The sequence below is a fragment of the Nocardiopsis oceanisediminis genome (assembly GCF_048595525.1).
Lineage (GTDB): Bacteria > Actinomycetota > Actinomycetes > Streptosporangiales > Streptosporangiaceae > Nocardiopsis_A > Nocardiopsis_A oceanisediminis.
Window position 1 is genome coordinate 3887611 of record NZ_JAFMZJ010000001.1, and the last position, 26214, is coordinate 3913824.

The window sequence follows — 26214 nt, forward strand, 5'->3', positions numbered from 1 at the left end:
CGGCCCCCGCGGCCGGTGCGCGGAGCCGGTGGCCGGCGGATCCGCCGGCGAGCGCTCCGCGCTCCGCTCCCGCCCGGTCGGCGCCGCGCCGGGCGCAGGTCACCGGGGCGCCTCTCCGGTCGGGGCCGGGCCGGGGAGCAGGCCCAGGGCGGCGAGGTCGGCGAGGGGTTCGGTGACGCTGCAGGTGCCGAAGCCGGTGAAGGCCGTGCGGACGGCCGCGGCCCGGGCCTCCTCCGCGCGGGCCGCCGCGGCCAGTACGCCGCCGTCCCGCTCGGCGAGCACGCCGGCCAGCTCGGGCACCGAGGCGCCGCGCAGCGCCGCGCCGGTCGCGGCCAGCACGTTGAGGAAGCCGTGGTGCTCGAACCCGGTCTCCGGGTCGGTGTGGCGGACCGCGTTGTGCAGCCCGGCGGTGCACTTGAACGGCGTGCCGCCGGCGACGGCCGCGTGCACCGCGGCGGCCAGCTCCGCCTCGTCCGGGAAGGCCCCGGCGGTGGTGCCGCCGGTGCGGAGCTTGGCGCGCCGCCCCCGCTCGGCGACGGCCTCCAGCAGCGGGCGCGGGTCGGTGCCGCGGGGCACCTCGACGTAGCCGGCGACCCCGGCGGGCAGGGTCGCGGCGAGCGCGGCCGCGGCCCGGCCGACCGCCTCCCGCGGGTCGGCGCCGGGCCCCGCGGCCAGCTCCACCGCGGCGGTCCGGGCGCCCTCGATCCGGCCGGCCCGCTCCAGGGCCGCCTCCAGTCCGGCGGGGCCGTCCGGGACGGTGACGCCCAGCGCCAGCGGGGCGCCGCCGCCGTCCTCGGCGGCCAGCGCCCGCTCCAGCTCGTCCAGCCGGGAGGCGGCCACCACGAAGACGCCGAGGTGGCCGGCGTGCGGGCCGGCCAGGTGGGCGCGGTGCGCGGGCACCGCGCGCGCCATCGGCGCATCACCCGGCGGGAAGAGCGCCGCGTCGTCCAGCAGGCCGGCGAAGAGCGCGGGCGCGCTCATCGGGCCGGCCCCCTGCCCGCCCAGGTCCAGGCGTAGCCGGGGTCCTCCGCGGCGGTGCCGCCCTCGCCCAGCTCCAGCGGGCGGAAGGTGTCCACCATGACGGCCAGCTCGTCGAAGGCCTGCACGCCGACGCTGCGCTCGTAGGCTCCGGGCTGCGGGCCGTGCGAGTGGCCGCCGGGGTGCAGCGAGACCGAGCCCTGCCCGATGCCGGAGCCCTTGCGCGCCTCGTAGTCGCCGCCGCAGTAGAACATCACCTCGTCGGAGTCGACGTTGGAGTGGTAGTAGGGCACCGGGATGGACAGCGGGTGGTAGTCCACCTTGCGCGGCACGAAGTTGCACACCACGAAGTTGTTCCCCTCGAAGACCTGGTGCACCGGCGGCGGCTGGTGCACCCGGCCGGTGATCGGCTGGAAGTCGGCGATGTTGAAGGCGTAGGGGTAGAGGCAGCCGTCCCAGCCCACCACGTCGAAGGGGTGCTCGGGGTAGGTGTAGCGGGTCCCGGAGATCCCGCCGGGGCCGTCGCCGCGGTGCTTGATCAGCACGTCGACATCGGTGCCCTGCATCAGCAGCGGCTCGGAGGGGCCGCGCAGGTCCCGCTCGCAGTAGGGGGCGTGCTCCAGGAGCTGGCCGTAGCGGGACAGGTAGCGCTTGGGCGGCGCGATGTGGCCGTTGGCCTCGATGGCGTAGGCGCGCAGCGGCTCGTCGCCCTCGGGGAGCCAGCGGTGGGTGGTGGCGCGCGGCAGGATCACGTAGTCGCCCGCGCCGGCCTCCAGCTCGCCGAAGACCGTCTGCACCCGGCCGGCCCCGGACTCGATGTAGACGCACTCGTCGCCGATGGAGTTGCGGTACAGCTCGGAGGCGGCGCCGGCGGCGACGTAGGAGATCCGCACGTCGTCGTTGCCGAGCACCAGGCGGCGGCCGGTGACGGCGTCGGTGTCCTTCCACTCGTCGCCGAAGAGCGCGTGCAGCTTGAGGTGGCGCGGCGCGAGCGGGGTGTTGCGGGTGCGCCGCTGGTCGGGGACCTCCCACTCCCGGGCGTCCGTGATCGCCGAGGGGATGTTGCGGTGGTACAGCAGCGAGGAGTCGGAGGAGAAGCCCTCCTCCCCCATCAGCTCCTCGTAGTACAGCCCGCCGTCGGGGTTGGGGTGCTGGGTGTGCCGGGTGCGCGGGACCTCACCCAGCCGCCGGTAGTACGCCATCGCTGCTCTCCTCTCGGGGGGTGCTCTGCCGGGGGACGCCGGGCGCCGGGTGCGCGCCCAGCGCGGTGCGGACCGCGGCGGCCACCGCGGCGGGGTCGGCCGCGTCGACGACGGCGGCGATGTGCGCGTCCGGGCGGAGCAGCCACGCCTCGCCCGGTTCGGGGGCCAGGGCCCGGGCCAGCACGCCGCCGGTGTCGGCGGCGCCGAGCGCGAGCGCGGCCACCGGCGCCCGGGTGGCCGAGGCCGCGGCGGCGCGCACCGCGCCGGGGTCGCCGGGCTCGGCGACCAGGAAGGTCAGCCCGGCGCGGGCCAGGGTGCGCAGCCGGACCGGGTCCGGCCGGCCCGGGACGCGCACCGGCGCGTCGGGCACCAGTACGCCGGGGCAGGGGGCGGGCGCCTCGCCGCGCGGCGGCCGCCCGCCGAACACCCGGCGCGGGTGGGCGGTGGTCAGCGGCGAGTCGGTGTACCAGAACGGTTCGGCGAGCCGGCCGGAGTCGACCTCGGGGTAGGCGGCCGGATCGTGCAGGGCGCGCTCCAGCACCGCGGCGCGGTGCTCGGCCTCCTGCGGGCCGGGCGGCACCAGGAACCGCATGGTGGCGGAGGTGATCTCGGCGTTCTCCCCGGCCGCGGCGGCGCGCTCGGCGTGGTAGCTCTCCAGCAGGGCCTCCTCGGGGCCCCACCCGGCGGCGGCGAAGGCGATCTTCCACGCCGCGTTCTCGGCGTCCTGCACCCCGGAGTTGAGGCCGCGCGCCCCGAACGGGGCGACCAGGTGGGCGCAGTCCCCGGCGAGCAGCACCCGGCCGACGCGCATCCGGTCGGCCACCCGGGTGTGGAAGCGGTAGACCGAGCGCCACACCACCTCGTAGGGGCGGTCGCCGATGATCTGCCGGATCCGGCGGTCCAGGCCTCCGCCGGCCTCCTCGGCCTCCAGGTCGAAGCCGGGCGGGACCTGCCAGTCGATGCGGAACACCGAGCCGGGGCAGGGGTGGATGAGCACCTGCCGGCCGGGGTTCCACACCGGGTCGAAGTAGAACCGCCGCTCGCGCTCCCAGCCGGGCAGGTCGGCGCGGATGTCGCAGATCAGGAAGCGGTCCTCGTAGCTGCTGCCGTGCAGCTCCACGCCGAGCGCGTCGCGCACCGCGCTCCCGCGGGCGCCGAGGCAGGCCAGCGCGTAGCCGCCGCGCAGCCGGACCTCGCCGCCCGGGGCCGCGCAGACCGCGGTGACCCCGCCGGGGTCCTGCTCGATGCCGGTGAGGCGGTGGCCCCACCGGACCTCGATGCCCTCCTCGGCCAGCCGGGCGTCCAGGATCTCCTCGGTGCGGGCCTGGGAGAGGTTGACGAACGGCGGCAGCGGGCTGGCGCCGCGGTCGTTGAGCCGGGTCGCGAACAGCTCCCGGTCGCGGTAGAAGGTGCGGGCGGTGTCCCAGGTCAGGCCCTCTTCGGCGACGGCCCCGGCGCCGGCGGTGTGCCACACGTCCAGGACGTCGCGCTGCTGGACGATGGCCTTGGAGCCGACCGGGTCGCGTTCGGGGGCGCCGTCCACGACGACCGGTTCCAGGCCCCAGCGGGCCAGCAGCAGCGCCGCGGTCTGGCCGACCGGGCCGGCTCCCAGGACGAGGACGGGCGTGCGCATGCCCGGGGGGTGCGGTGGGTTCGGCATGTCGCTTCCAACCTTCCTCCGGCGTCAGCCCTGCAGCCGGTCCCAGACTTCGCGGTCGCGCTCGGCGGTCCAGATGACCGGCCGCTCGATGCCGGAGAGCTCGTCCCAGAGCCGGGACACGTCGAAGGGCAGGCAGTGCTCGAAGATCGGCCAGTGCCCGTAGTCGGGGGCCAGCGCGGCATGGGTGGCCTCGAAGGCCTCCTTGAGGGTGCCGCCGCGCTCGTGCACCTTTCCGACCTGCTCCAGCATCACCCGGAGGAAGCCGCGGGTCTGCTCGATCGCGGCGTCCACGGCGGCGCGGCCGCGGGTGACCGCGCCGCGGCCGCCGATCAGGGTCTCGGCCTCCAGGGCGGCGACCCGGTCCAGGGTGGCGCCGGCCCAGTCGCGGTGGAAGGCGTCGCCGGTGTAGAGCGCGGCCTCGGCCTCGACCAGGTCGCCGGCGAACAGGATGCGCTCCTCGGGCAGCCAGGCGACGATGTCGCCCTCGGTGTGGCCGCGGCCGCAGTACTGCAGCACCAGGTCGCCGCGGTCGCCGCCGAGGTCGATGGTCATCCGGTCGGCGAAGGTGACGGTGGGCCAGGTGAGGCCGGGGACCGAGGCGGCGTCCTTGGCCAGCCGCGGCATCCGGCCGAACTCGCTGGCCCAGTCCTGCTCGCCGCGCTCGGCGATCAGCCCGTAGGTCTTCTCGTGCGCGACGATCGTCTCGGCGCCGAAGGCGCTGGCGCCGAGCACCCGGACCGCGTGGTAGTGCGAGAGCACCAGGTACCGGATCGGCTTGTCGGTGTGCTCGCGCAGCCGGGCGAGCCACTCCTTCGCCGCGGTGGGGGTGGCCAGCGCCTCGAAGCAGACGAGGAAGTCCTCGCCCTCGACGGCGCCGATGTTGGGGTCGCCCTCGGCGGTGAGGGCGTACACCCCGTCGGCCAGGACCTCGAGCGTCTGCTCCTTCTCGGCGAGGTCGGCCGAGGAGGCGAAGGGCTTGGCCATGGTGGGGACTCCTCCGTTCCCTCCGCGCCGCTTCGCCGGGCGCGGACCGGTCGCCGGCGTGATCCGGACCACGCCTTCGCCCTCACGGTGTCACCGGTCACACCTATAGGTAAAGCACAAGAAACCTCGGTTCTTCATTTGCGGAACTTATAAGGCGGGGCGGGGCCGGGGATCCGGGGAGCGGACGCCCTGAACCCGGCCCCGGGCGGGGCGGGAGGCGGCGGCGCGAAGGGCCGCGGGCGCACCCCGGACGGCCATCCGCCTCCCGGACTCGACCTGCATGGACGCCGCCCACGGGGCGGGCGGAGCGCCCCCCGCGGCGGCGGCCCGTGCGCGCCTCCGGGGCGGGGCCGCGCCCCGTCCGGGCCCTCCGGCCGCGCGAACCGCCGCCGCCCCCCGGAGCCGCGCGCCGGCCCCGGGATCCGGGATGATCGGGAGCGCGGCCCGCGGCACCGCGCCCCGGAGCGGCCCTGCGGCGGCCGGGCGGGCGGGCCGGCCCCGGGGCGCCGGGCACCCGCGGCCCGCGCCGGACGTTGCCGGGGAGACACCGTTGGAGAACCGAGAAGACCGTCCCGCCCGCGGAGGGCCGCACGCCGGGCGGGCCGAAGACCGGGGGCGCATGTGAACGACCGCTCGACCCTGCTGCACCGACTGAGCGACGCCGCTTGGCGGACGCTCCTGATCGGCGCGGTCCTCGTGATCCTGCTGTGGGCGCTGGCCTACATCAAGGTCGTGACCATCCCGATCATCCTGGCGGTCTTCCTGACCGCGCTGCTGATGCCGCCGACCAACCGGCTGCGCCGGCTGGGCCTGGGCCGGGGGACGTCCACCGCGGTCGCCTTCCTCGGCGCGATCATCCTGCTGGCCGGGGTGATGACGCTGATCGTGCAGCCGGCGGTCGCCGGCTTCCCCGGCCTGGTGGAGAGCCTCCAGCAGGCGCCGGACTCGCTGCGCGCCACCTTCACCGGCCTGGGCGTCGACCCGGTGCTGCTGGACGACACGATCGACCAGGCCACCGCGGAGATCCTCCAGGCCATCGAGCAGAACCGGCAGCAGCTGGTCACCGGGGTGTGGACGGCCGGCGCCGCCGCCGCGGAGGTGCTGGTCGGCATCATCCTGGTGCTGGTGCTGACCGTGTACTTCGTGCACTCCGGCGACAAGCTGATGGAGTGGTGCTCGACCCTGCTGCCCGGCTCCTCCCGGGCCGGCATGCGGGCCACCGCCGACAGCGCCTACGGCGTGGTGGGCCGCTACATCCGCGGGGTGGCCTGGGTGGGCCTGATCGACGCGATCGGCATCGGCGTCCCGCTGTTCTTCCTGATCGAGCCCGGCCTGGCGGTCCCGCTGGTGGTGCTGACCTTCCTCGGCGCGTTCGTGCCGATCGTCGGCGCCTTCCTCACCGGGCTGCTGGCGGTCCTGGTCGCCCTGGTCACCGAAGGCCTGGTCACCGCGCTCATCGTGATCGGGGTGGTGCTGCTGGTACAGCAGCTGGAGAGCCACGTCTTCGCGCCGCGCGTCTACGGCAAGGCCCTCGACCTGCCCGGCGCCGTGGTGCTGGCCTCGGTCAGCGCCGGCGCCGTGGTCGGCGGCATCCTCGGCATGTTCCTGGCCACCCCGGTGGTGGCGGTGGTCGCCGGGCTGCTGCGCGACCGCCCCTTCGCCGTGGCCGAGCAGGCCGCCGAGGGGGCCGGCGAGCAGGCCGGCGGGGACTCCGGCGGCGGGAGGGCCGCCGCGGGGAAGACCGGGGCGTCCCCGGCGAAGGCCGGCGCGCGCGGCTCCGCCCCCGCCGCCGGGGCGGCCGGGGAGGCGGGCCCCGCGAAGGGCCGGAACGGGACGGCCTCCGGCCCGGCCGAGCGGAAGGCGGACGGCTCCGCCGACCGGGAGTGACCCGCTGAACCGCGCCCCGCCCCTCCCCCCGGGGCGGGGCCGGGAGGGCGGGTGCGGAGCCCGGCGCGGACCGGGCGGGGGCGGCGGGCGGGCCCGTGATCTTGACACGGTGAGACCCGCGCCACAGACTTCCTGCGGAGAACGCGGCGCCGGCACGCGCCTCCCCTCCCCTCCGGTCCGCACCCCCCTTGGAGCCAGGAATGGCCGCACCCCGGATGACCCCGCAGCAGCGCCGGGTCGCCATGGCCACGACCGTCGGGACCACGATCGAGTGGTACGACTTCTTCATCTACGCCAACGCCGTCGCCCTGGTCTTCGGCGGGCTCTTCTTCTCCCCGCTGGAAGGGCCGCTGCAGCAGCTGATCCCGTTCGCCACCATCGGGATCAGCTTCCTGGTGCGGCCGCTGGGCGCCGTGCTGATGGGGCGGCTCGGCGACCGCTACGGCCGCCGGGTGGTGCTGGTCCTGACCCTGGTGCTGATGGGCGCCGCCACCACCCTCATCGGCGTGCTGCCCACCTACGCCTCGATCGGGGCCGCCGCGCCGGTCCTGCTGGTGCTGCTCCGGGTGGTGCAGGGCTTCTCCGCAGGCGGCGAGTGGGCGGGGGCGGCGCTGATGGCCGTCGAGCACGCCCCGGCCGACCGGCGCGGCCGGTTCGGGTCCTTCCCCCAGCTGGGCGTGCCCGCCGGGATGCTGCTCGCGGCGGCGGTCAGCGCCGCGGTCATCGTGCCCCTGGGCGAGGAGCGGTACCTGGAGTGGGGCTGGCGGGTCCCGTTCCTGCTCAGCATCGTGCTACTGGCCCTGGGGCACTACATCCGCCGCAGGGTGGAGGAGAGCCCGGTCTTCTCCGAGATGGAGCAGTCGGCGGCCACCGAGCACGCGCCGCTGAGCACGCTGCTCCGCCGCCACCCGGTGAAGGTGCTGCAGGCCTCGCTGGTCTTCATGGGCAACAACGGCGCCGGGTACATGCTGGTCGGCGGGTACCTGCTCAACTACGGCACGACCCGGCTGGGGCTGGACAGCTCGCTGATGCTCAACATGATCATGGCGGGCTCGGTGGCGTGGTTCGCCTCCACCTGGTACGGGGCGGTGCTGTCGGACCGGCTGGGCCGGCCCCGGACGATCGGCGGCGGCTACGGCCTGCTGCTGCTCTGGCTGTTCCCGATGTTCTGGCTGATCGGCACCGGCGAGGCCGCCCTCGTCCTGCTGGCGCTGGTGGTCTTCGGGCTGCTGCTGGGGCTGTCCTACGGGGCGCTGTCGGCGATGTACGCCGAGCACTTCCCCGCCGCGATCCGGCTCAGCGGCGCTTCGATCAGCTACGCCCTGGGCGCCATCCTCGGCGGCGCGTTCGTGCCCACCATCTCGGTCTGGCTGGAGTCCGAGCTCGGCAGCGTGCTGTGGGTCGCCGCCTACCTGGCGGTGCTGGTGGCGGTGAGCGGGGCGGCCGCGCTGACCTTCGCCGACCGGCGCGGCGCGGACCTGACGCACCGCGGCGACGAGGGCGCCCCCGACCCCGCCGGGCACCGCTGACCCGGCCCCGCGCCGGCCGCCCGTCAGACCCCGATGACCTCGAAGAGGACCGCGTAGTCGGTGCCGCACCGCTCGCCGGCCCGCTCGGCGCCGCCGCGCAGCATCGCGGGGTGGTCGAAGTCCTCCAGCGCCCGCATGTACACCTCGTGGGCGTCGAGCGAGGCGATGCCGGTCTCCAGCTCCTTCTCGGTGAAGGGCGTGTAGTGGGTGCTGCGCGGGGAGCCGGAGAACGCGGCGAACCGGACCCCCTGCCACGGGGCCAGCCCCTCATCGGCCAGCTCCGGGAAGACCCACCGGTTGGCGGCGTCGCGCACCGCGTCCAGCAGCGCCGGACCGAGGACCCGGTGGTCGGCGTGGTTGTAGAAGTCGGCGCCGTCGAAGGCCTCCCGGAAGTTGATGGAGACGACGACGTCCGGCCGGTGGGCGCGGATCCCCCGGGCCAGCGCGCGGCGCAGGTCGAGCCCGTACTCCAGGGTGCCGTCCGGGAAGTCGAGGAAGTCGACCCCGCTCGCCCCGACCACCCGGGCCGCGGCGAGCTGCTCCTCGGTGCGCAGCGGGCCGGCCTCGGCGGGGTGCACCGAGTCGATCCCGGCCTCGCCCCGGGTCACCAGCAGCTCGGTGACCTCCTTGCCCTGCCCGGTCCAGCGCGCGAGCGCCGACGCCGTCCCGAACTCCAGGTCGTCGGGGTGGGCCACCACCGCCAGGACCCGGTTCCAGTCCTCGTCGAGCTGCTGCAGGGACACCTTTTCTTCGGCCATGCACCGACTCTAGTGCGCCCGGGTCCGCGGCGGGGGCCCGGGAGCCGCCCCCGGCTCCGCCCGATGACCGCTTGCGGCCATTCCCGCGGTGCTTCCCGGGGCGATTCCGCATTTCACCGCGGGAGCGCCCCGGGCGGGAGCGCGGAGCCGCCGGGCGGGCGCGCGGCCGAGGTGCCGTCGGCCGCCGAAGAGCGGGGCGGGCCCCGGCGGGCGGCGAGGACGCGGGCCTCCCGGCCGCCGGGGCCGGGAGGTCACACCCCGTCGAGGAGCGCGGTGAGCCACCGCTCCTCCTCGTCGAAGTGGTCCACCAGGTCGGCGATGAGCCGGTCCACCTCGGCCAGCACCGCCTCCCGCTCGCCGCCGGGACCGGAGACGGCCTCCTTGAGGGCGGCGATCATCCCGGCGACCTTCTCGTGCTCGGCCTCGAACCGGTCCAGCCTCGGCCGGATCTCGGGGTGGCGCTCCCTCAGGGCCGGGAACATCATGGTGCCCTCGCCGGTGTGGTGGGCGTGCACCCCCTGGCAGAGCGCCAGGCAGTTGGCGCGCAGCTGCGCGCCGAGGGCGCCGGGGCCGGAGCGGGCGACCTCGGCCCGGATCAGGTCCAGCTCGCGGCGGATCCCGGCATGCGCGGCGGCCAGGAACTCCCCGCCGGACATCCGCGGCGGCTCCACCGAGACGGTGGTCAGCGCGACCACCGGGAGCACCCGGGAGGTGCGCGCCTGGTAGTCGCCCCAGCCGGGGTCGGCCTCGACCGCGCGGGCGAAGAGCCGGTCGCGCTCCTCCCCCTCCAGCACGGTCGCCCGGGCGCGCTGCACGAAGAGCCCGTCCTCCACGGTGACCTCGGGGTCGGCGAGGATGTTGCGGTACCAGGCCGGGTGCCGGTCGGCGCCCATCGCGGAGGCGATGACCAGGGTGCGGTCGCCGTCCGGCAGGGCGCCCAGCGGGACGGTGTGCGGTTCGCCGCTGCGCGCGCCGGTGGTGGTGAGCAGCAGCAGCCGGGCGCCTTCGAACATGCCGCCCACGCGCCCGTTGTTGGCGCGGAATTCCTCGATGACGGAACGGTTGAAATCCAGGGTCAAGAAAGGCTCTCCTTTTTCGGGAATGCTCAAGGAAACCGGCGCGCAGTGCAGCGCGGAACACCCGCTCCCATGGGAACAGGGAAAACGGAGGCGCGGCGGAGCGGCCGGCGGAAAATGGGCGGCGGCGCAGCGCGGGAGCACCCGCGGAGCGCGGCACGGCGGGGCCGGACGGCGTCAGAACCCGGCCGGAAACACGAGGGTCCGCGCTGTGCGGTGCGGCGGAGCCGGCACCGGGCGCGCAGGGCGCGCACGCGCGGCGGCGATCAGATCTGCCTTATGGGGCCCATGTCGGTGACCACATCTCCAAGGTAAGGTGGCGGCCGCGTCCGCCGTTTACTCGGCCGGTGCAGCACGACACGGCTCCGATTATCCGGAGCGCAATTCACCGCTGTCAAGTCGGGAACGGATTTCCCGCGCACCGCCGATTCGGTTCCGCCGCCGGAGCCCGCCCGCGCGGCCGCCCCCGGGCGGCGCCGCCCGCCCCGCCCCCCTCCCCCGGCCCGAGACGGCACCGCGGTGCGCCGGTCACCCGGGACCGCTGTTCGAGACTTTCCACCGGCCGCTTCCCCGCTGATCTGGACACCGCCGAAAAAAGTCTCCAATAGCAGTTCAATGAAACAATGGAAGGCAGAGGCTCCGGACCCCGCCCTGGCCAGGCCGGTCCGCGCGCCCTCCTTCTCTTTTCTCCGAACCCTTCCGGGAGACAGCCGTGGCACGTCCGCTTCCCGTCCGCATGCTCCGAACCGCCGCCGTCCGGCGGCTGAGCCCGCACATGGTCCGGGTCACCTTCGACGGCCCCGACCTGGCCGGCCTCTCCGCCGACCGGCCCGACCCGCAGGTGAAGCTGCTCTTCCCCCGCCCCGGGCAGAGCCGGCCCGTGCTCCCCGAGGCCTCCGCCGAGGGCGGGGCGATGGGCTGGTACTCCGCCTTCACCGCGCTGCCCGAGCAGGTGCGGCCGCAGATGCGCAGCTACACCCTGCGCTCCCACGACCCCGCCGCCGGCACCGCCGACATCGACTTCGTCCTGCACGGCGCCGGCGGCCCGGACGACGGGCCCGCCACCCGCTGGGCCCGCACCGCCGCGCCCGGGGACCTGCTGGGCATGTTCGGCCCCTCGGACGAGTTCGCCGCGCCCCTCGCGATCGAGCGGGCCTTCGGCACCGGCGCCCGCATCCTGCTGGCCGGGGACGACACCGCGCTGCCGGCCATCGGCACCGTGCTGGAGCACCTGCCCGCGGGCACCCGCGCCTCGGTGTTCGCCGAGGTCTCCGGCGCCGAGGACGAGATCGACCTGCCCCTGCCCGAGGGGGCCGAGCTGCACTGGGTGCACCGCGGGCGGCACCGCCTCCCCGGTTCGGGGACGGCTCTGCTGGACGCGGTGCGCGCGGCCGACCTGGGCGGCGGCCCGCTCTTCGCCTGGCTGGCCGGCGAGGCGGGCGCCGTCCGCTCGCTCCGCCGCCACCTGGTCGGCGAGCGCGGCGCGGACAAGCGCTCCATCGACTTCACCGGCTACTGGCGGCGGCGGCTGACCCAGGACGACGCCCCCACCGAGGAGGACATGGCCGAGGCCCGGGAGCGGATCGCCCTGGCCGGAGCGGAGGAGGCGGCGGAGCCGGAGCCGTCCCCCTCCCCGGAGCGGGCCGCCTTCGACGGCGCCTACTCCTCCGGGTCCGCGCCCTGGGAGACCGGCCGCCCGCAGCCCGCCGTGGTCGGCCTGGAGAAGGAGGGGCTGGTCCGCGGGGCCGTGCTGGACGTCGGCTGCGGCACCGGGGAGAACGCCCTGTACCTGGCGGAGCGCGGCCACGACGTGGTCGGCGTCGACTTCTCCCCGGCGGCCCTGGAGCGGGCGGGCGCCAAGGCGGCGGCCCGGGGCGCGCGGGTCCGCTTCGAGCGGGCCGACGCGCTGGACCTGCCCGCCGGGGACGGCTACGACACGGTCGTGGACAGCGCGCTGTTCCACGTCTTCGACGCCGAGGACCGCCCCCGCTACGCCGCCTCGCTGCACCGGGCCTGCCGCCCCGGCGGGCGGGTGCACGTGCTCGCCCTCTCCGACGAGGGCCCCGGCTTCGGCCCGCAGGTCGGAGCGGACGCGATCCGGGAGGCGTTCGGCGAGGGGTGGGAGCTGGAGCGCCTGGAGCGCACCGGCTACGAGGGGGTGATGGGCCCGGAGGGCTCCCCGGAGCACCTGGGGACGCTTCCGGCCTGGCTCGCCACCGCCCGCCGCCTCTGAGGGGCCGCGCGGGAGCGGACGCGCCCGCGCCCCGGCCGGCGGCGACCGGCCGGGGCGCGGGCTCCACGCCTTGGGCACCCGTCGACGGCGGGAACGCGGGTGCCCCTCGGGGGATCAGGACCGTGTCGGAAGAGCGCCCGCCGCTCCGGCGGTGCGACGCCGGGCGCGGTGGACGGTCGGGCTCATGGCGGCTCCATCCGGTTGACGCGTGTTCAGCCTCGGAGACCGATGAGGTCGATTCTGACTCACATATCGCTTTATGTCTACAGAATGTCGCACACCGTGAACGTTTTCGGGGGCCGCTCGCCGCGAAGGGGCCCGCCTCCGCCTCCGCCGGGCGGCCCTCCGGGTCCGGCCGCGGCGCCGGCGGCGGCGCACACGCGCCCGGAGATCCCGCCGCCCCGAAAACCGGTACCCGCGCCGGGAGCGGGCTCCGTAGAGTGCGGGCATGCCGCTGAGCCGCCTCACCCTCTCCTCCGGCCGCCCGATCGACCTCTCCGAGCTGCGGCTCTCCTCGACCTACGGCGGGATGCTGGAGGGCCACCCGTGCGGGCCGGTCAACGAGATGAGGATCAGAGGCCTGCTCCGGGCCGCCGAGGAGGCCTTCCCCTCCCTGCCGGTCCACCTCGTTCCCCCCGACCGCGCGTACCCTGAGCCGGACCGGCGCCCGGGCCGGTTCGGCCCCGTCGAGCTGCTGCCCGCCGTGGCCTGCATCGGCGCCTTCCACTCCGCGCCGGTCGACCCCGGGCTCGACCCGGTGCTGCACCGCTCCGCCCTCGCCGCCGCCTGGTTCCAGGACGCTCCGGAGGCCCCCGCGGACGGCCGCGCCGCCCCCGCCCTCCTCGGCCTGCGCTGGGAGGAGCTGGCCCGGGACCACGAGGTCTAGCAGGGCGGGCCGGCGCGCGCTACCGGCCGGCGGGCGGGATCGGGAAGTTGGTGGAGAAGACCTGGTCGGGGTCGTAGCGGCGCTTGAGGTCGCGCAGCCGGGACAGGGTCGGCTCGGGGAAGGCGCGGTGCAGCGCCTCGGGGCCGGTGCCGGTCTCGAAGCTCAGGTACATGCCGTCGGTCAGCGGCAGCAGCTCCTCCCAGGCCCGCTCCATGGCCGGGACGCGGGGGCCGGCCCCGACCGCGGCCAGGGAGAAGTTCTGGTGCCGGTGCGGGTAGGCGGTGGCGTCCGGCGCGAGGTCGTTGACGGCACCGCCCACCGCGCGGATGTGCACGCCCAGGCTCTGCCCCGACCCGGCGACCGCGGCGATCCCCTCGGCCGCCTCCGCGGTGAGGTGGTCCAGCAGGGCCGAGCGCATCACCGGGCCGGCGGCGCCGCGGTGCGGCCGGTGCCCGGCGGGCATCAGCGCCCGGTAGGGGGCCCGCACCGCCTGCCGGCCCAGGATCGGGCCGATGGCCGTGAGCGGGGCGAGGGCCTTGCCGGCGGCCTCGGTGTCGTCGCCGGCGTAGACCGCCTGGACACTGGCGATCGGCCCCGACCCGCGGCGGCCGGGGAGCAGCCGCAGGAAGGAGGTGAGCTCGCGCGGCGCCTCCTCCAGCGCAGCGCCCCAGGCCTGCAGCAGGGCGGCGGTGTCGGCGGCGTCCACCGCGAAGTCGGCGAAGACCACCTCGCCGAGCTCCCGGGCCCGGATCTCGACCGAGGTGACCAGGCCCATGTTGGCGCCCGCGCCGCGCACCGCCCACAGCAGGTCGGGGTCGGTGCCCGCGTCGGCCCGCGCCCGGGTGCCGTCGGCCAGCACCACCTCGGCCGCCGCCAGGTGGTCGATGGTCAGCCCGTGCAGGCGCGCCGTCCAGCCGAGGCCGCCGGCGGTGGCCAGTCCGCCCACCCCGACTCCGCCGTGGTCGCCGGAGCCGATCGCGAGGCCGTGCGGGGCGAGGGCCGCGGCGACGTCGCTCCAGCGGGCGCCGGCGCCGATCCGCACCAGCCCGGACCCGCGGTCCAGCAGCTCCACCCGGTTCAGCCGGGACAGGTCGATGACCACCCCGCCGTCGCCGGTGGAGCGGCCGCTGATGCCGTGGCCGCCGCTGCGCACCGCCATCGGGGCCCGCTGCCCGCGGGCGTAGCGCAGCGCCTCGGCGGCCTGGTCTGCGTCGGCGGGGCGCAGCACCAGGCCGGGCGAGCCGGAGCGCATGTAGGTGTGCCGGACCCGGTCGTACTCCCGGTCGCCGGGCTCGACCGCGCCGTCCGCGAGGGAGGCGGGCACTGCGCCGTAGCCGATGCCGTCCCGGCGGGCGGCGCGGGCCGCGGCCGGGCGGGCGCCGCGGGGCCGCGCCGGCGCGGTGCGCTCCCGGGCCGCGGCCTCGCGCAGCGCCGGGGCGACCTCCTCGCCGTACCGCCAGATCTGCTCGGGGTCGTCGGTGGCCAGGAAGAACGCGGAGAAGCCGTGCTCGGTGACGAGCGGCAGCAGCTCGTCCACCCACTGCTCGGGCGGGCCCTGCAGGAAGCCGCGCGGGGCCGGGCCGATCTCGGCGCCGGTCAGGTTGAGCAGCCGGCGGACCTCTCCGGGGGCGCGGCCGACCTCCTCGGCGGCGGCGTCGATGACCCGGTTCCCCTCGGCCAGCGCGGCGGGGTCGGCGTAGCCCAGCGAGGGCAGCCACCCGTCGGCCTTGCGTCCGGTGAGCCGCTGCATGCGGGGCTTGTAGGCGCCGAGCCAGATGCCGATGGGGTGGGCGGGCGCCGGGCCGCGCTTGGCGCCGGCCACCCGGTGGTGCTCCCCGCCGGCCCGGGCGCCGCCGCGGGCGCCGGCGTCCCACAGCGCGCGGATCACGTCGACCGCCTGGTCCAGCGCGTCGACGGCCTGGCCGGGGGTGAGCCGGGCACCGCCCATCGCCTCGATGGCGTCCCAGAAGGCGCCGGAGCCCAGGGCCAGCTCCAGCCGGCCGCCGGAGAGCAGGTCCAGGGAGGCGGCGGCGCGGGCGGTGACCGAGGGCGGGCGGAGCGGCAGGTTGAGCACGGCGGGGGCGATGCGCAGCCGCTCGGTGCTCGCGGCCACCCAGGTCAGCAGGGTCCAGGTGTCCAGGAGGCGCGGCTGGTAGGGGTGGTCCTGGAAGGTGGCGAAGTCCAGGCCGGCCTGCTCGGTGTCCCGGGCGCGGGCGACCGCGGCGGCGGGGTCGGCGGCGTCCGGGGTGATGAACGTGCCGAACAGCAGGTCGTGGCCGTAGTCGGGCATGGCGGGGGTCCCTTCCGCGCTCCACCGGGGGCCGCCCCCGGCTACTGCGTTGCCGAGAAGATAATATTCCTGACAACCTATTTCCTGGTCCGGGTATTCCGGTACGATCGCGCTATGGCCGAAACCGGTGTCCAGCACGGCACTCCGCAGACGGGCGCAGCCCCGGGAGACCTCGGCTGGGCGCTGGCCGTGCTGCTCCGCCGCTGGCACGAGGCGGCCGAGTTCGTCCTGGCCGACCTGCCCGAGGGCAGCCGCGGCTACCACGTGCTCTCCGCCGTCGCCGAGCGCGACCTGCCCACCCAGGCCGCGCTCGCCGCGCACCTGGGCATCGACCGCACCGTGATGACCTACGTGCTGGACACCCTGGAATCGGCCGGCCTGGTCGAACGCGTCCCCGCCCCCGGGGACCGCCGCGCCCGGCGGATCGTCGCCACCGAGCACGGCCGCTCGGTCCTGGCCGACGCCGCCCGCCGCGTCGCCCGCGCCCAGCAGGCGGTCCTGGCCGCCCTCGGCGCCGACGAGCAGGCACTCCTCGGGGACCTGGCCCACCGCGCCGCCCTCTACGTCCGCGCCGACTCCCCGCACATCGACCCCTGCGACGCCATCCGCGCCGTCCTCACCGCCGACGGCCTCGGCCCCGGCGCCCACTGACCCCGGCCGGCCCTCCGCCCCGCGTGCGGACCGCCCGGACGCACCGGCCGAGCGCGCAGTTCAGGCGCGCGGAGGAGGAGCGGGGGGACCCGCTCCTCATGGAACCGGGGCGAACGGCGGCTCTTCGCCTCCGGAGCGCGCCGCATCCCCGCCTTCACGCTCCTGGAGGCCCACCCACGGGCCGGCTTCCGCCTGCGGCCGCGCGGCGCGGAAGACCCGGGCCGCCTCCGCCTCTCCGACCGCGCACGCGCCTTCGGCCACCACGGCCGGACCCCGGAGAGCGGGCTCCCGGAGGCCGTCCGCGCCGCCGATCCACAGCACCGGCGGCCAGGGGGCAATGGGCATACCGCGCTCGCTCCGTCCGGTCCGGTGGCCGCCCCACGCCCGGCCCGGCCCCGCCGGAACCGCCGCCCCGCCGCGCGGCGGGGCGCGCCCTCCGCACCGGAGGCCCCGGCGGGGCACCGCCGGACCGAGCGGATAACCCGTTGGCGCGGAGCGGGCCGGATCCGCACACTGTCACCGTGACAGAACCCGAACACCGCGTCCGCGCCCGCCACACCGGCTCCACCATCACCGTCTACCAGGCCTACGCCCCGGAGATCGGCCTGCCCGCGGCCCGGGAGAACGCCTTCCCCCCGGCCTGGAAGCGGGACCGGATGACGTGGATCAAGCCGTCCTTCCTCTGGATGATGTACCGCTGCGGATGGGCGACCAAGGAGAGGCAGGAGACCGTCCTCGCCGTCGAGATCACCCGCGAGGGCTTCGAGTGGGCGCTGGAGCGCGCCTGCCTGTCCCACTACGCGCCCGGACTCCACGCCGACCGGGCCGACTGGAAGCGGCGGCTGCACCGGGCCCCGGCCCGCGTCCAGTGGGACCCCGAACGCGACCTGCACCTGCGGCCCCTCCCGCACCGCTCGCTGCAGCTCGGCCTCACCGGCGAGGCCGCCCGCCGCTACGCCGACGAGTGGACGGTCTCCATCACCGACGCCACCGCCCTCGCCCGCGAGGTCCACGGGCATGTGCGCGGCGGCGACCTGGAGGCCGCCCGGCGGCTGCTCCCCCGGGAGGACCCCTACCCCGAGCCGGACGGGCTCCTGGACCACCTGCGCCGATGAGCGCGGCCGCCCCGGGGCGGCGCTCCGCGGCCCGGCGTGGCAGGCTCAGGGGACCCCGGGCGGCGGCCGCCGCCCCGCATGGACCGAGCACTCGGAAAGACCCGGTGAGCAGGATGGCCGAACCCCCGGCGCCGCCGCGCTTCTCGCTCCGGCAGCTCGCCTACTTCGTCGCGATCGCCGAAGCGGGCACCCTCAGCGAGGCCGCGGTGCGGCTGCGCATCTCCCAGCCCGCCGTCTCGCTGGCCCTCAACGACCTGGAGCGCGCGCTCAAGGTGCAGCTGTGCGTGCGGCGCAAGGCGCACGGCATCACCCTCACCCCCTCCGGGGCGAGCCTGCTCGTCCGGGCCCGCCGGCTGCTGCGCGAGGCCGAGGACCTGGAGGCCGAGGCCAGCGGGGCCGGCACCCTCACCGGAGTGCTCTCCCTGGGCTGCTACGTCACCCTCGCCCCCACCGTGCTGCCGCCGCTGCTCCAGGGGTTCGCCGCCCTGCACCCCGAGGTCACCGTCGACTTCGCCGAGGACACCCAGGACGTGCTGCAGCGCCGGCTGCTCCGCGGCGAACTGGACCTCGCCGTCATCTACGACATGGACGTCATGCCGGAGATGGCGCGCACCGTTCTGTTCTCGGTGCGGCCGCACGTGCTGCTGCCCGCCGACCACCCCGCCGCCGGCCTGCCCGAGGTGTCCCTGCGCGACCTGGCCGAGGAGCCCATGGTCCTGCTCGACACCGCCCCCAGCGCCCACCACACCCTGTCGCTCTTCCACCGCTTCGGCGTCGTCCCCCGGGTCCGCCACCGGCCCACCACCTACGAGACCGCGCGCGCCCTGATCGGCCGCGGCATGGGCTACGGCATCCTCGTCCAGCGGCCCGCCAACGACCGCACCCATGAAGGGCTGCGGGTCGCGGTCAAGGAGATCGCCGAGCCCATCCGCGCCGAACCGGTGCTGCTGGCCTGGCCCCGGCACATGAGCCTGAACCACCGCGCCCGGGAGTTCCTCCGGTTCTGCGAGTCCCGCGGCGGCCCCGGCTGAAGGGCGCCCGGCGGGCGGCGGCACCGGCGCCCTCGGGGGCCGCGGCCGCGCGCACGGCCGCACGGGCGCGGTGATGCGGCACCGGCCCCCTGCCCGCCGCCCTGAACGCTGAAAACGCGACCCCGCCGAGGGGCGGGGCGCATCCGGCGGACCCGCGCCGCCCGGCCGGCGTCGGCGGGCACGGCACCAGGCCGGGCGGACCGGGCCGCATGCAGGTGTGCCGGACCGGCGGCCACCGGTCGCCGAGGCCGGCACCGCGGCGCAGCCGACGCCGTCCCGCACCGGACGCGCCACCGGGCGGAAGCCGTCCGGGGACCGGCCTCCGGCTCACACCGCGCAGCGGTCCCCGCGCCCCAGGCCGCTCTCCCGGAACGGGACCGGGCGGGACCGCTTGCTCATCTCCCACCCCGTGGCGTACAGGCCGGGGCTCTTCTCGAAGAACCGCTCCTGCCACAGCCCGGCCTCGGCCACCAGGCCGGGCAGCCCGCTCTCCTCGGCCTCCGCCCGGCTCGCCTCCAGCAGGCCGCTGACCTCCTCCGAGGTGGTGATCCGGTCGTACCAGGCCGAGCGGGCCGCCGCGCCCGGCGTGGAGGGGCCCGACGGCGATCCGCTCACCGCGCCCGACGCCGGGGCCGGCCCGACCTCCACGTCGGCGTGGCCCAGCGACGCCCACACCACCCGCGCCAGCAGGATCTGCGCGGAGATCCGCCCCCGCTGGTCGCCGGCCTGCCCGCTCAGCTTGGCCGCCCGCCGCGCGTTGGCCAGCACCAGCGACAGCTCCCAGCCCTCCTTCTCCGGGCCGGTGTGGATGCCCACCGCCATGTTCGCCGCCATCACCGCGTGGAACCGGGTCTGGCCGGCGATCCGCCGCGCCCGCGCCTCCCACCACCGGGCCTCCCGGCCCAGCCCCTGGTAGGCCCCGATCGCCTGGGAGAACGCGTCCACCGCCCGCTCCGACTCCCCCGCCTCGCTCAGCACCTGCCCCAGTACCAGCCGGGTGCGGGCGCACTCCCGCCCCTGGCCCGCCTCGGCGAACAGCTCCAGCGACCGCTCGGCCAGCGCCACCCGCTCGTGCACCTCCCACGGGTGCCCGCGCACCGCGGACCGCCGGCGCCGACCCACCAGCCCCGCCAGGTGGCCGCGGGACGGCTCGCCCCACAGGGCGCCGTGGTCCAGCAGCGCCATGCCGCGCAGGCAGCGCGCCAGGTGCAGCCGCTGCCCGGACGCCTCGAACCGGGCGCGCAGCCCCTCCAGGTGCCGCCACGCCTCGGAGTGCCGGCCGGCGACGCCGTGCAGGTCGCCCAGGAGGATCCGGCCGTAGTCGGCCCGACCCGCATCGCCGCCCCGGGCGAACTCGGCGATCGCCGAGCGCAGCGGCCCCTCCGCACCCTCGGCGTCGCCGTCCAGCAGCCGCTGCTCCGCGGCGGCGAGCAGCGCCGGCGCCCGCTGCGCGGGGGCGTCCGACGCCCCGTCCGGCGGCGCCTGGAACGGCACCTTCGCGGCCCGGGTTGAGGCGGGCTCCGCCGCTCCCGGGCCGGACGGGCGCACCGGGACCGTGCGCACCGTCGCCGGCGCCGCCGGGGGCTCCGGCGGCGCGGCCGCCCCCACCAGCATGTCCACCAGCGCCCGGGCGGTCGGCCGCCGGTCGGGGTCCTTCGCCAGGCAGGCCGCGGCCAGCGCCCGCAGCTCCCCGCCCAGCCCGCCCAGCACCGGCGACCCGCTGAGCACCCGGAGCATCCGGGCGTACTCGTTGTCGCCGGGGAACGCCGCCGCCCCGGTGCCCGCGAAGACCATCGTCGCGCCCCACGCGAAGACGTCGGCCTTTCCGGTGACCGGGCGGTGGCCCTGCTGCTCCTCCAGCTGCTCGGGGGACATGTAGCCGACCGTGCCCACCGGGGCGGTGCCCGCCGCGCCCACCTCGGCCAGCCGCGCCACCCCGAAGTCGATCACCCGCGGCCCGTCCTCGCCGAGGATGATGTTGTCCGGTTTGAAGTCCCGGTGCACCACCCCGGCCGCGTGGATCGCGGCCAGCGCGGTCGCGGTGTGCACCGCCAGCCGCTCCAGGTCCGCGCCCCGGCGCGGCCCCTCCCGCTCGACCGCCGAACGCAGCGTCGGCCCGTCCACGTACTCCGAGGCGATCCAGGGGCGCGGCGCGTCAGGGTCGGCGGCCAGCACCGCCGCGGTGCAGAAGCCCCGCACCCCCTGCGCCGCCACCACCTCTCGGCGGAACAGCTCGCGCGCCCGGGGATCGCCGACCATGTGCGGATGGAGCTCCTTGACCGCGGCCCGGCGCCCGCGGCCGTCGACGCCCAAGTGCACGGTGCCGAACCCGCCCCGGCCGAGCTCCCGGTAGAGGACGAATTCGCCGAGTCGCCTGGGCTCCTTCGTCATGCTCTCCCCTATCGGCTGCCGCGCCCGGTTCCGCCCGCCGCCGGAGCCGGCACCGCCCAATGGCCGCGTCCCAGAAATCAACCCTAATGGCCGAAGCGGCGCCCGAGCAGCCTCATACGCGTTCCGCACCCCCCTTGCCGCCGGGAAACCAGCAGGTCAGCACCTGAAGAAAGGGAATTCCCGAAAAAACCCGCGCGGGCCGGCGGACCACCCCCGGCACAACCGCTCCGCGCCCGGTCCGGGCCATTCCGTTGCGTTTCACGCAATCCGTTCGCGGATTCGGCGGATGTGCTCGGGGCCGGTCCGGCAGCAGCCGCCGACCAGCCGGGCGCCGGCCCGCACCCACTCCGCCGAGCGGGGCCCGAACTCCTCCGGGGCGCCGGGGCCGTTCCACTCCCGCCGCCCGGCGTCCCAGGCCTCCCCGGAGTTGGGGTAGGCCACCCCCGGCAGCCCGCAGCCCCGCACCGCCCCGCGCACCAGCCCCGGCACGTACTCGGGCGCCGTGCAGTTCACCCCCACCGCGACCACCTGCGGCAGCCCCGCGAACAGCGCCGCCGCCTCGGCGATCGGCGTCCCGTCGCTGATCCGCTCGGAGTCGCGGCCGGAGAAGCTCACCCAGGCGCGCACCCCCGGCGTCTCGCGCACCAGCTCGGCCAGCGCCCGCGCCTCGGCGAAGGACGGGATCGTCTCGCAGGCCAGCAGGTCGGCGCCGGAGCCGGCGAGCAGGTGCCAGCGCTCCCGGTGCCAGTCGGCGAGCTCCCCGGCGCCGAGCCCGTAGTCGCCGGTGTACTCCGATCCGTCGGCCAGCGACGCCCCGTAGGGGCCCACGCCCGCCGCGACCAGCCCGCCGCCCGCCTCGTCCCGGGCCTGCTCGGCGAGGCGCACCGAGAGCCGCAGCAGCCCCTCGGCCTCCGCCCGCGGCACCCCCCGCCGCTCGAACGCCGCGGTGGAGGCCTGGTAGCTCGCCGAGACCGCGATGTCGGCCCCGGCCTCGAAGAACTCCCGGTGCACCCGGCGGATCAGCCCCGGGTCGTCCCGGAGCAGCCGGGCCGACCACAGCTCGTCGGAGAGATCGCACCCGTGGTGCTCCAGCCGGGTCGCCAGCCCGCCGTCGATGACCAGGACGTCGCGATCGCCGAAGAGGGAGTCCATGGCCTCACTCTAGTGTTCCGGCCCGGCGGCGCGGCGGCGCCCGTCCCCGCCCGGCAGCGCCGAGATCACGCCGGGCCGGCCCGGTTCACTCCACCGGCTCCAGGCGCACCGTCCCGTCGGCGGCCACGCTCCAGCCCGGGTTGTGGCAGACCTCCCAGACCAGCCCGCACGGGTCGGCGAAGTGGCCGTGGTAGCCGCCGAACGCCGCCCGCTGCGGCTCCTTGACCAGCCGCGCCCCCGCCTGCACCGCCCGCTCCACCACCGCGTCGACCTCGGCCGGGGAGCCGGTGTTGTGCGACAGGGTCAGCCCCGAAGGGCCGGCCGGCGCCCCGGTGCCCTCCATGTCGGCGGTGAACTTCTCCGCCTCGAAGAAGCCCGCCACCAGGCCGTGCCCCACCTGGAAGAAGACGATCTCGCCGGGCACGTCCAGCAGCGGCGCCCACCCCAGGCCGTCGCGGTAGAACGCCCGCACCGCGTCCAGGTCCGGGGTGGAAAGGGTGATGAAATCCAGTCGCTGTTCCATGGGTCGATAATGGGACCGGAAGGGGGCGCGCGTCTTGAACGAACCGGACACCGGCCGCGCCTCGGTCTACACCGAGCACCGCCCCGCCCTTCCCGACCCCCTCGTGGCCTGCCAGTGGGAGCAGCGCATCGGCGACGCCCCCGGCGGCCACCCCCAGCGGGTCCTGCCCGACGCCTGCGCCGACGTCATCGTCACCGCCGGCGGGGCCGCGCGGCTGGCCGGCCCGACCGCCGACCCCGACGTCCCGCTGCTCGCGCCGCACACCCGGATCCGCGGCCTGCGGCTGCGCACCTCCGCCATCGGCGCCGCCCTGGGCCTGCCCGCCCGCCTGGTCCGCGGCGCCGGCCTGCCGCTGGACGCGCTGCTGCCCCGCGCCGAGGCCGAGCGCATCGCCGAGCAGGTCTGGTCCGGTGCCCGCCCCGCCCTGCCCGCCGCCGCACCGCCCGACCCCCGGGTGCGCGCCGCGCTGCACGCCCTGTCCCTGCCCGGAGCCACCGCGGCCGGCGCCGCCCGCGCCGTCGGGCTGTCCGAGCGGCAGCTCCGCCGGCTCCTGCTCGACCACACCGGCCTGGGCCCCCGCGCCCTGCAGCGCGTCGCCCGGCTGCAGCGGTTCCTGCGCGCCGCCGACACGGCCCCCGCCCGCCCCCTGGCGGACCTGGCCGTCGCCGCCGGCTACGCCGACCAGCCGCACCTGACCCGCGAGGTCCGCCGGATGTCCGGCCTCACCCCCGCCGCCCTGCTCGCCGAGCGCGCGGCCGCCGCCCCGGCCCGAGACCACCCACGGGAGAACCCGCCCTGAAAGCCCCTCGCCCCAGCCCGGTCCAGCGCGATCAAGGCATCCCGGCAGTACAGCGGACACGGGACCGGGGCCCGCCCGGCGCGGCGCCCCACGGAGCGAAGGTCCAGACCGGCGGCAACGGCGCAGGAAGGGGCAGGGTGCAGACCCCACCCGAGCGCGGCGCCTCGCGGAGTGAAGGCTCAGACCAGCGGCGACGGCGCAGGAAGGGGCGGAGCGCGGGTGTCCCAGCCGGGCGCGGCGCCCCACGAAGCGAAGGTCCAAGCGAGCGGCGACGGCGCAGGAAGGGGCGGAGCCGGGCGCCTCGCCCGGGTGCGGCGCCTCGCAGGGCTGGGGTTCAAGCAGGCGGCGACGGCAGAGGAAGGGGCGGGGCCGGGCGCCCCGGCCGAGCGCGGCGTCTCACAGAGCGAAGGCTCAAACGGGCGGCGAGGGCGGGAGTGGGGCCGGGGGTGGCGTTCACCGGTCCGGCCCGTGTTCCCGGCGGGGGAGAGCGGTGTTCCGGCGGCGCGCCCAGGGGCGCCCTGCCAGTAGAGGGGGTTATGTCCGTTATGCCGGATCGCCGGCGGGGATCGGGCGGGCCGGGGGCGCCCTGCGCACCTCGGCGGCGGCCCCGATGACATCTACCGGCGAGTAGCACCCCCGGAAGCCCCGCCGCCCCCTCCCTGGTCACGCAGAGTGGCGGAAGCGGGGCCTTGCGGGAGGGCGAATGCGACATCTCGCCCCCGCGCCGCCCTCCCCGGGGTTCCGGCCCCGCCTTTCCGGCCTTCCCGGCGGCACGGATCCCCGGCCACCGCCCCTATCGGCGCCGTTCGGGCCCCGGGAGGCCCGTTCCGGCCCGGGATGCGCGCCCAGGAATCACCGGGGTGCTCTCGCGGTGCGCAGGGCACCCCCCGCCACCATCACTGTCCGTGTTCACCCAGGTCAGAGAGGTGCCGGTGATCACCGAGCGACCCGCCCCGGCGCCGGGGCGACGCGGGCGCGACGAACCCGCCCCTCTCAGCGGCCGCCCCCGCCCTCGCCGCCCGCTTGTGCCTCGCCCCGCGAGGCGCCGCGCCCGACCGGCCGGCCGGGCCCGCCCCTGCCATCGCCGCCGGTCTGAGCCTCCACCCCGCGAGGCCCACGCCCGGGCGATGCCTGAACCCCGCCCTACCTCTGCCGTCGCTGCTTGCTTGAGCCTTCGCTCTGTGGGGCGCCGCGCCCGGGCGACACCTGCACCCCGCCCCTTCCTCTGCCCTCACCGCCCGTTTGCCCCCCGGCCCCACGAGACGCCGCACCCGACCGACCGGCCGGGCCCGCCCCTGCCATCGCCGCCGGTTTGAGCCTTCACCCCGCGAGGCGCCGCACCCGGGCGACACCTGCACCCCGCCCCTTCTTCCGCCGTCGCCGCTCGCTTGAACCCCCGCCCCGCGAGACGCCGCACCCGACCGACCGGCTGACACGCCCCCTGCTCTCGCCGCCGGTTTGAGCCTTCACTCCGCGAGACGCCGCACCCGGCCGAGACGCCCGGCCCCGCCCCTACCCGCGCCGTCGCCGCCCGCCCGCCCCCACCCCGTGAGGCTCCGTGTCCGGGTGCTATCCGGCCGACTCCGGGGCGTCCCACCGTGAAGGTCCGAACCGGGCCCGGTAGCCGGTGGGCGTCAGGCCGGTGCGGCGACGCATCTGGACCCGCAGATTGGCGCCGGTGCCCAGACCGGACAGCCGGGCAATGCGCTCGGCGCCGCGCTCGCCCCGCTCGATCAGCCGGCACGCCAGCCGCACCCGCTCACCGGTCAGCCACTCCAGCGGTGTGGTGCCCAGCTCGGCGCGGAACCGCCGGTGCAGCGTCGCCCGCCCCACCCCGGCCCGCCGGGCCAGGTCGGCCACGGACAGCGGGCCGGCGGCCCTCTCCCGCGCCCACTCCAGCACCGGGCGCAGCGACGCGTCCTCCACCGCCGGCACCGGGGCCTCGATGAACTGGCGCTGCCCGCCGTCCCGCCGCCCGGAGAACACCAGCCGGCGCGAGACCGACGCCGCGGTCTCCGCCCCGTGGTCCCGCTCCACCAGGTACAGGCAGAGGTCCAGGGCGGCCGCGCTGCCCGCCGCGGTCAGCACCCGGCCCTCGTCGACGAAGAGCACGTCCGGGCGCAGGTCCACCCGCGGGTACCGGTCCCGGAACACCTCCGCCCACCGCCAGTGCGTCGTCGCCCGCCGCCCGTCCAGCACCCCCGCCTCGGCCAGGGTGAAGGCGCCCGTGCACAGGCTCACCAGCCGCGCGCCGCGCCGGTCGGCCCGGCGCACCGCGTCCAGTACCTCCGCCGAGGCGCCCGCCCCGGGATCGGGCCGGTTGGGCACGATCACCGTGTCCGCCTCGTCGGCGGCGTCCAGGCCGGCCGCCGACAGGGTGAAGGCGCCGCGGTGCATCCGCACCTCCGGGGAGGGAGCGCACACGGTGAACCGGTACCAGGGCACCGGCAGCTCGGGGCGGCGCAACCCGAACAGCTCGGCGGCCACCCCCAGTTCGAACGGGTTCGACCCCTCGTCCACGATGGCGGCCACCCGGTGCGACGATTCTTTCGACATGGGCGATTCCTACCACTTCCGCGGCGCCGCGGCACCGGCCAGGATGGCCGGCATGACGACCCGACCCATCGACCTCGGCACCGCCCTGGCCCGCTTCGACCAGCCCTGGAGCCCGCGCATCGCCGCCCGCGTCAACGACTACGACGTGCGCATCGCCAAGGCCCGCGGCGAGCACGTGTGGCACGCCCACGACGACACCGACGAGTTCTTCCTGGTCCTCGACGGCGAACTGCGCATGGAGCTGCGCGACGGCCCCGGCGGCGCGGAGCGCACCGTGCACCTGCCCGAGGGCTCGGTGTTCGTGGTGCCGCGCGGCGTCGAGCACCGCCCCTCCTCCCCCGGCGGCGCCGCCATGCTGATGTTCGAACCGTCCGACACCAGCACCGTCGGCGACCGGCACGGCCCGGTCCCCGACCACGTGCACGCCACCACCGGCCGCCCGCTGGACTGACCGGCGCGTCCCGGGCCTTCCCGGCCGGGCCGGTGCGCCGCCGGCCCGGCCGGTTCCGGACC

General features: G+C 76.8%; 20 protein-coding genes. 9 read left to right on the forward strand and 11 right to left on the reverse strand.

Annotation, left to right across the window (positions count from 1 at the left end; all coding sequences use genetic code 11):
* Positions 1-99: 99 nt before the first annotated feature.
* From J0910_RS17415 to J0910_RS17430, 4 genes are read right to left on the reverse strand one after another with little or no spacing between them, the layout of a single operon-like run.
* Positions 100-981: a hypothetical protein gene (locus J0910_RS17415; RefSeq protein ID WP_420159578.1), complete on the reverse strand. Its 882-nt coding sequence runs from the start codon at positions 979-981 to the stop codon at positions 100-102.
* Positions 978-2180, reverse strand: coding sequence for a homogentisate 1,2-dioxygenase (locus tag J0910_RS17420; protein WP_420159579.1), 1203 nt, complete (start codon positions 2178-2180; stop codon positions 978-980). Before J0910_RS17420 ends, J0910_RS17415 begins: the two co-directional genes overlap by 4 nt.
* Complete coding sequence (locus tag J0910_RS17425; RefSeq protein WP_420159580.1) at positions 2155-3840, reverse strand: FAD-dependent monooxygenase; 1686 nt, start codon at positions 3838-3840, stop codon at positions 2155-2157. Before J0910_RS17425 ends, J0910_RS17420 begins: the two co-directional genes overlap by 26 nt.
* A gap of 24 nt (positions 3841-3864) precedes the next feature.
* Positions 3865-4824 carry an MBL fold metallo-hydrolase gene (locus J0910_RS17430; protein ID WP_420159581.1) on the reverse strand — a complete coding sequence of 320 codons (960 nt, stop codon included), beginning with the start codon at positions 4822-4824 and terminating at the stop codon, positions 3865-3867.
* 621 nt (positions 4825-5445) lie between these two features.
* Here J0910_RS17430 and J0910_RS17435 point away from each other — a divergent pair.
* Positions 5446-6711, forward strand: a complete 1266-nt coding sequence (locus J0910_RS17435) for an AI-2E family transporter (RefSeq protein WP_420159582.1) — start codon at positions 5446-5448, stop codon at positions 6709-6711.
* A gap of 200 nt (positions 6712-6911) precedes the next feature.
* Positions 6912-8240 carry an MFS transporter gene (locus J0910_RS17440; RefSeq protein ID WP_420159583.1) on the forward strand — a complete coding sequence of 443 codons (1329 nt, stop codon included), beginning with the start codon at positions 6912-6914 and terminating at the stop codon, positions 8238-8240.
* A 23-nt stretch (positions 8241-8263) separates the two neighbouring features.
* Here J0910_RS17440 and J0910_RS17445 read toward each other — a convergent pair whose 3' ends face one another.
* Both J0910_RS17445 and J0910_RS17450 read right to left on the reverse strand, forming a co-directional pair.
* Positions 8264-8998 carry a PIG-L deacetylase family protein gene (locus J0910_RS17445; protein WP_420159584.1) on the reverse strand — a complete coding sequence of 245 codons (735 nt, stop codon included), beginning with the start codon at positions 8996-8998 and terminating at the stop codon, positions 8264-8266.
* A 251-nt stretch (positions 8999-9249) separates the two neighbouring features.
* Positions 9250-10077, reverse strand: a complete 828-nt coding sequence (locus tag J0910_RS17450) for a nitroreductase/quinone reductase family protein (protein WP_420159585.1) — start codon at positions 10075-10077, stop codon at positions 9250-9252.
* A gap of 733 nt (positions 10078-10810) precedes the next feature.
* On the opposite strand from J0910_RS17450, the gene J0910_RS17455 reads away from it, so the two are divergent.
* Positions 10811-12307 carry an SIP domain-containing protein gene (locus J0910_RS17455; protein ID WP_420159586.1) on the forward strand — a complete coding sequence of 499 codons (1497 nt, stop codon included), beginning with the start codon at positions 10811-10813 and terminating at the stop codon, positions 12305-12307.
* 448 nt (positions 12308-12755) lie between these two features.
* Positions 12756-13193, forward strand: coding sequence for a hypothetical protein (locus J0910_RS17460; RefSeq protein ID WP_420159587.1), 438 nt, complete (start codon positions 12756-12758; stop codon positions 13191-13193).
* Between the two features lie 19 nt (positions 13194-13212).
* On the opposite strand, the gene J0910_RS17465 is transcribed toward J0910_RS17460, so the two are convergent.
* On the reverse strand, positions 13213-15483 hold the full coding sequence (locus J0910_RS17465) for an LLM class flavin-dependent oxidoreductase (protein WP_420159588.1): 2271 nt from the start codon (positions 15481-15483) through the stop codon (positions 13213-13215).
* A gap of 114 nt (positions 15484-15597) precedes the next feature.
* Between J0910_RS17465 and J0910_RS17470 the strand changes: the two genes are divergently transcribed.
* The 3 genes from J0910_RS17470 (at position 15598) to J0910_RS17480 (ending at position 18280) form a co-directional block, all read left to right on the forward strand.
* Positions 15598-16134, forward strand: a complete 537-nt coding sequence (locus J0910_RS17470) for a MarR family winged helix-turn-helix transcriptional regulator (RefSeq protein ID WP_420159589.1) — start codon at positions 15598-15600, stop codon at positions 16132-16134.
* Between the two features lie 521 nt (positions 16135-16655).
* Positions 16656-17249: a DUF4291 domain-containing protein gene (locus J0910_RS17475; protein WP_420159590.1), complete on the forward strand. Its 594-nt coding sequence runs from the start codon at positions 16656-16658 to the stop codon at positions 17247-17249.
* 113 nt (positions 17250-17362) lie between these two features.
* On the forward strand, positions 17363-18280 hold the full coding sequence (locus tag J0910_RS17480) for a LysR family transcriptional regulator (protein WP_420159591.1): 918 nt from the start codon (positions 17363-17365) through the stop codon (positions 18278-18280).
* A gap of 327 nt (positions 18281-18607) precedes the next feature.
* Here the strand turns inward: J0910_RS17480 and J0910_RS17485 are convergent, their stop codons facing one another.
* From J0910_RS17485 to J0910_RS17495, 3 genes are all read right to left on the reverse strand, one after another.
* The gene (locus tag J0910_RS17485) at positions 18608-20671 is read right to left on the reverse strand and encodes a protein kinase domain-containing protein (protein WP_420159592.1); all 2064 of its coding nucleotides are present in this window, start codon (positions 20669-20671) and stop codon (positions 18608-18610) included.
* A gap of 258 nt (positions 20672-20929) precedes the next feature.
* Positions 20930-21823, reverse strand: a complete 894-nt coding sequence (gene mmuM / locus J0910_RS17490; RefSeq protein WP_420159593.1) for a homocysteine S-methyltransferase — start codon at positions 21821-21823, stop codon at positions 20930-20932.
* Positions 21824-21908: 85 nt separating this feature from the next.
* Positions 21909-22346, reverse strand: a complete 438-nt coding sequence (locus tag J0910_RS17495) for a VOC family protein (protein ID WP_420159594.1) — start codon at positions 22344-22346, stop codon at positions 21909-21911.
* Positions 22347-22380: 34 nt separating this feature from the next.
* Here J0910_RS17495 and J0910_RS17500 point away from each other — a divergent pair, with 34 nt between their 5' ends.
* Entirely contained in the window at positions 22381-23145 is a 765-nt protein-coding gene (locus J0910_RS17500) for a helix-turn-helix domain-containing protein (RefSeq protein ID WP_420159595.1), read from the forward strand.
* Between the two features lie 1569 nt (positions 23146-24714).
* Here J0910_RS17500 and J0910_RS17505 read toward each other — a convergent pair.
* The gene (locus J0910_RS17505; RefSeq protein WP_420159596.1) at positions 24715-25701 is read right to left on the reverse strand and encodes a GlxA family transcriptional regulator; all 987 of its coding nucleotides are present in this window, start codon (positions 25699-25701) and stop codon (positions 24715-24717) included.
* Positions 25702-25753: 52 nt separating this feature from the next.
* Between J0910_RS17505 and J0910_RS17510 the strand changes: the two genes are divergently transcribed.
* Complete coding sequence (locus tag J0910_RS17510) at positions 25754-26152, forward strand: cupin domain-containing protein (RefSeq protein ID WP_420159597.1); 399 nt, start codon at positions 25754-25756, stop codon at positions 26150-26152.
* Positions 26153-26214 lie beyond the last annotated feature (62 nt).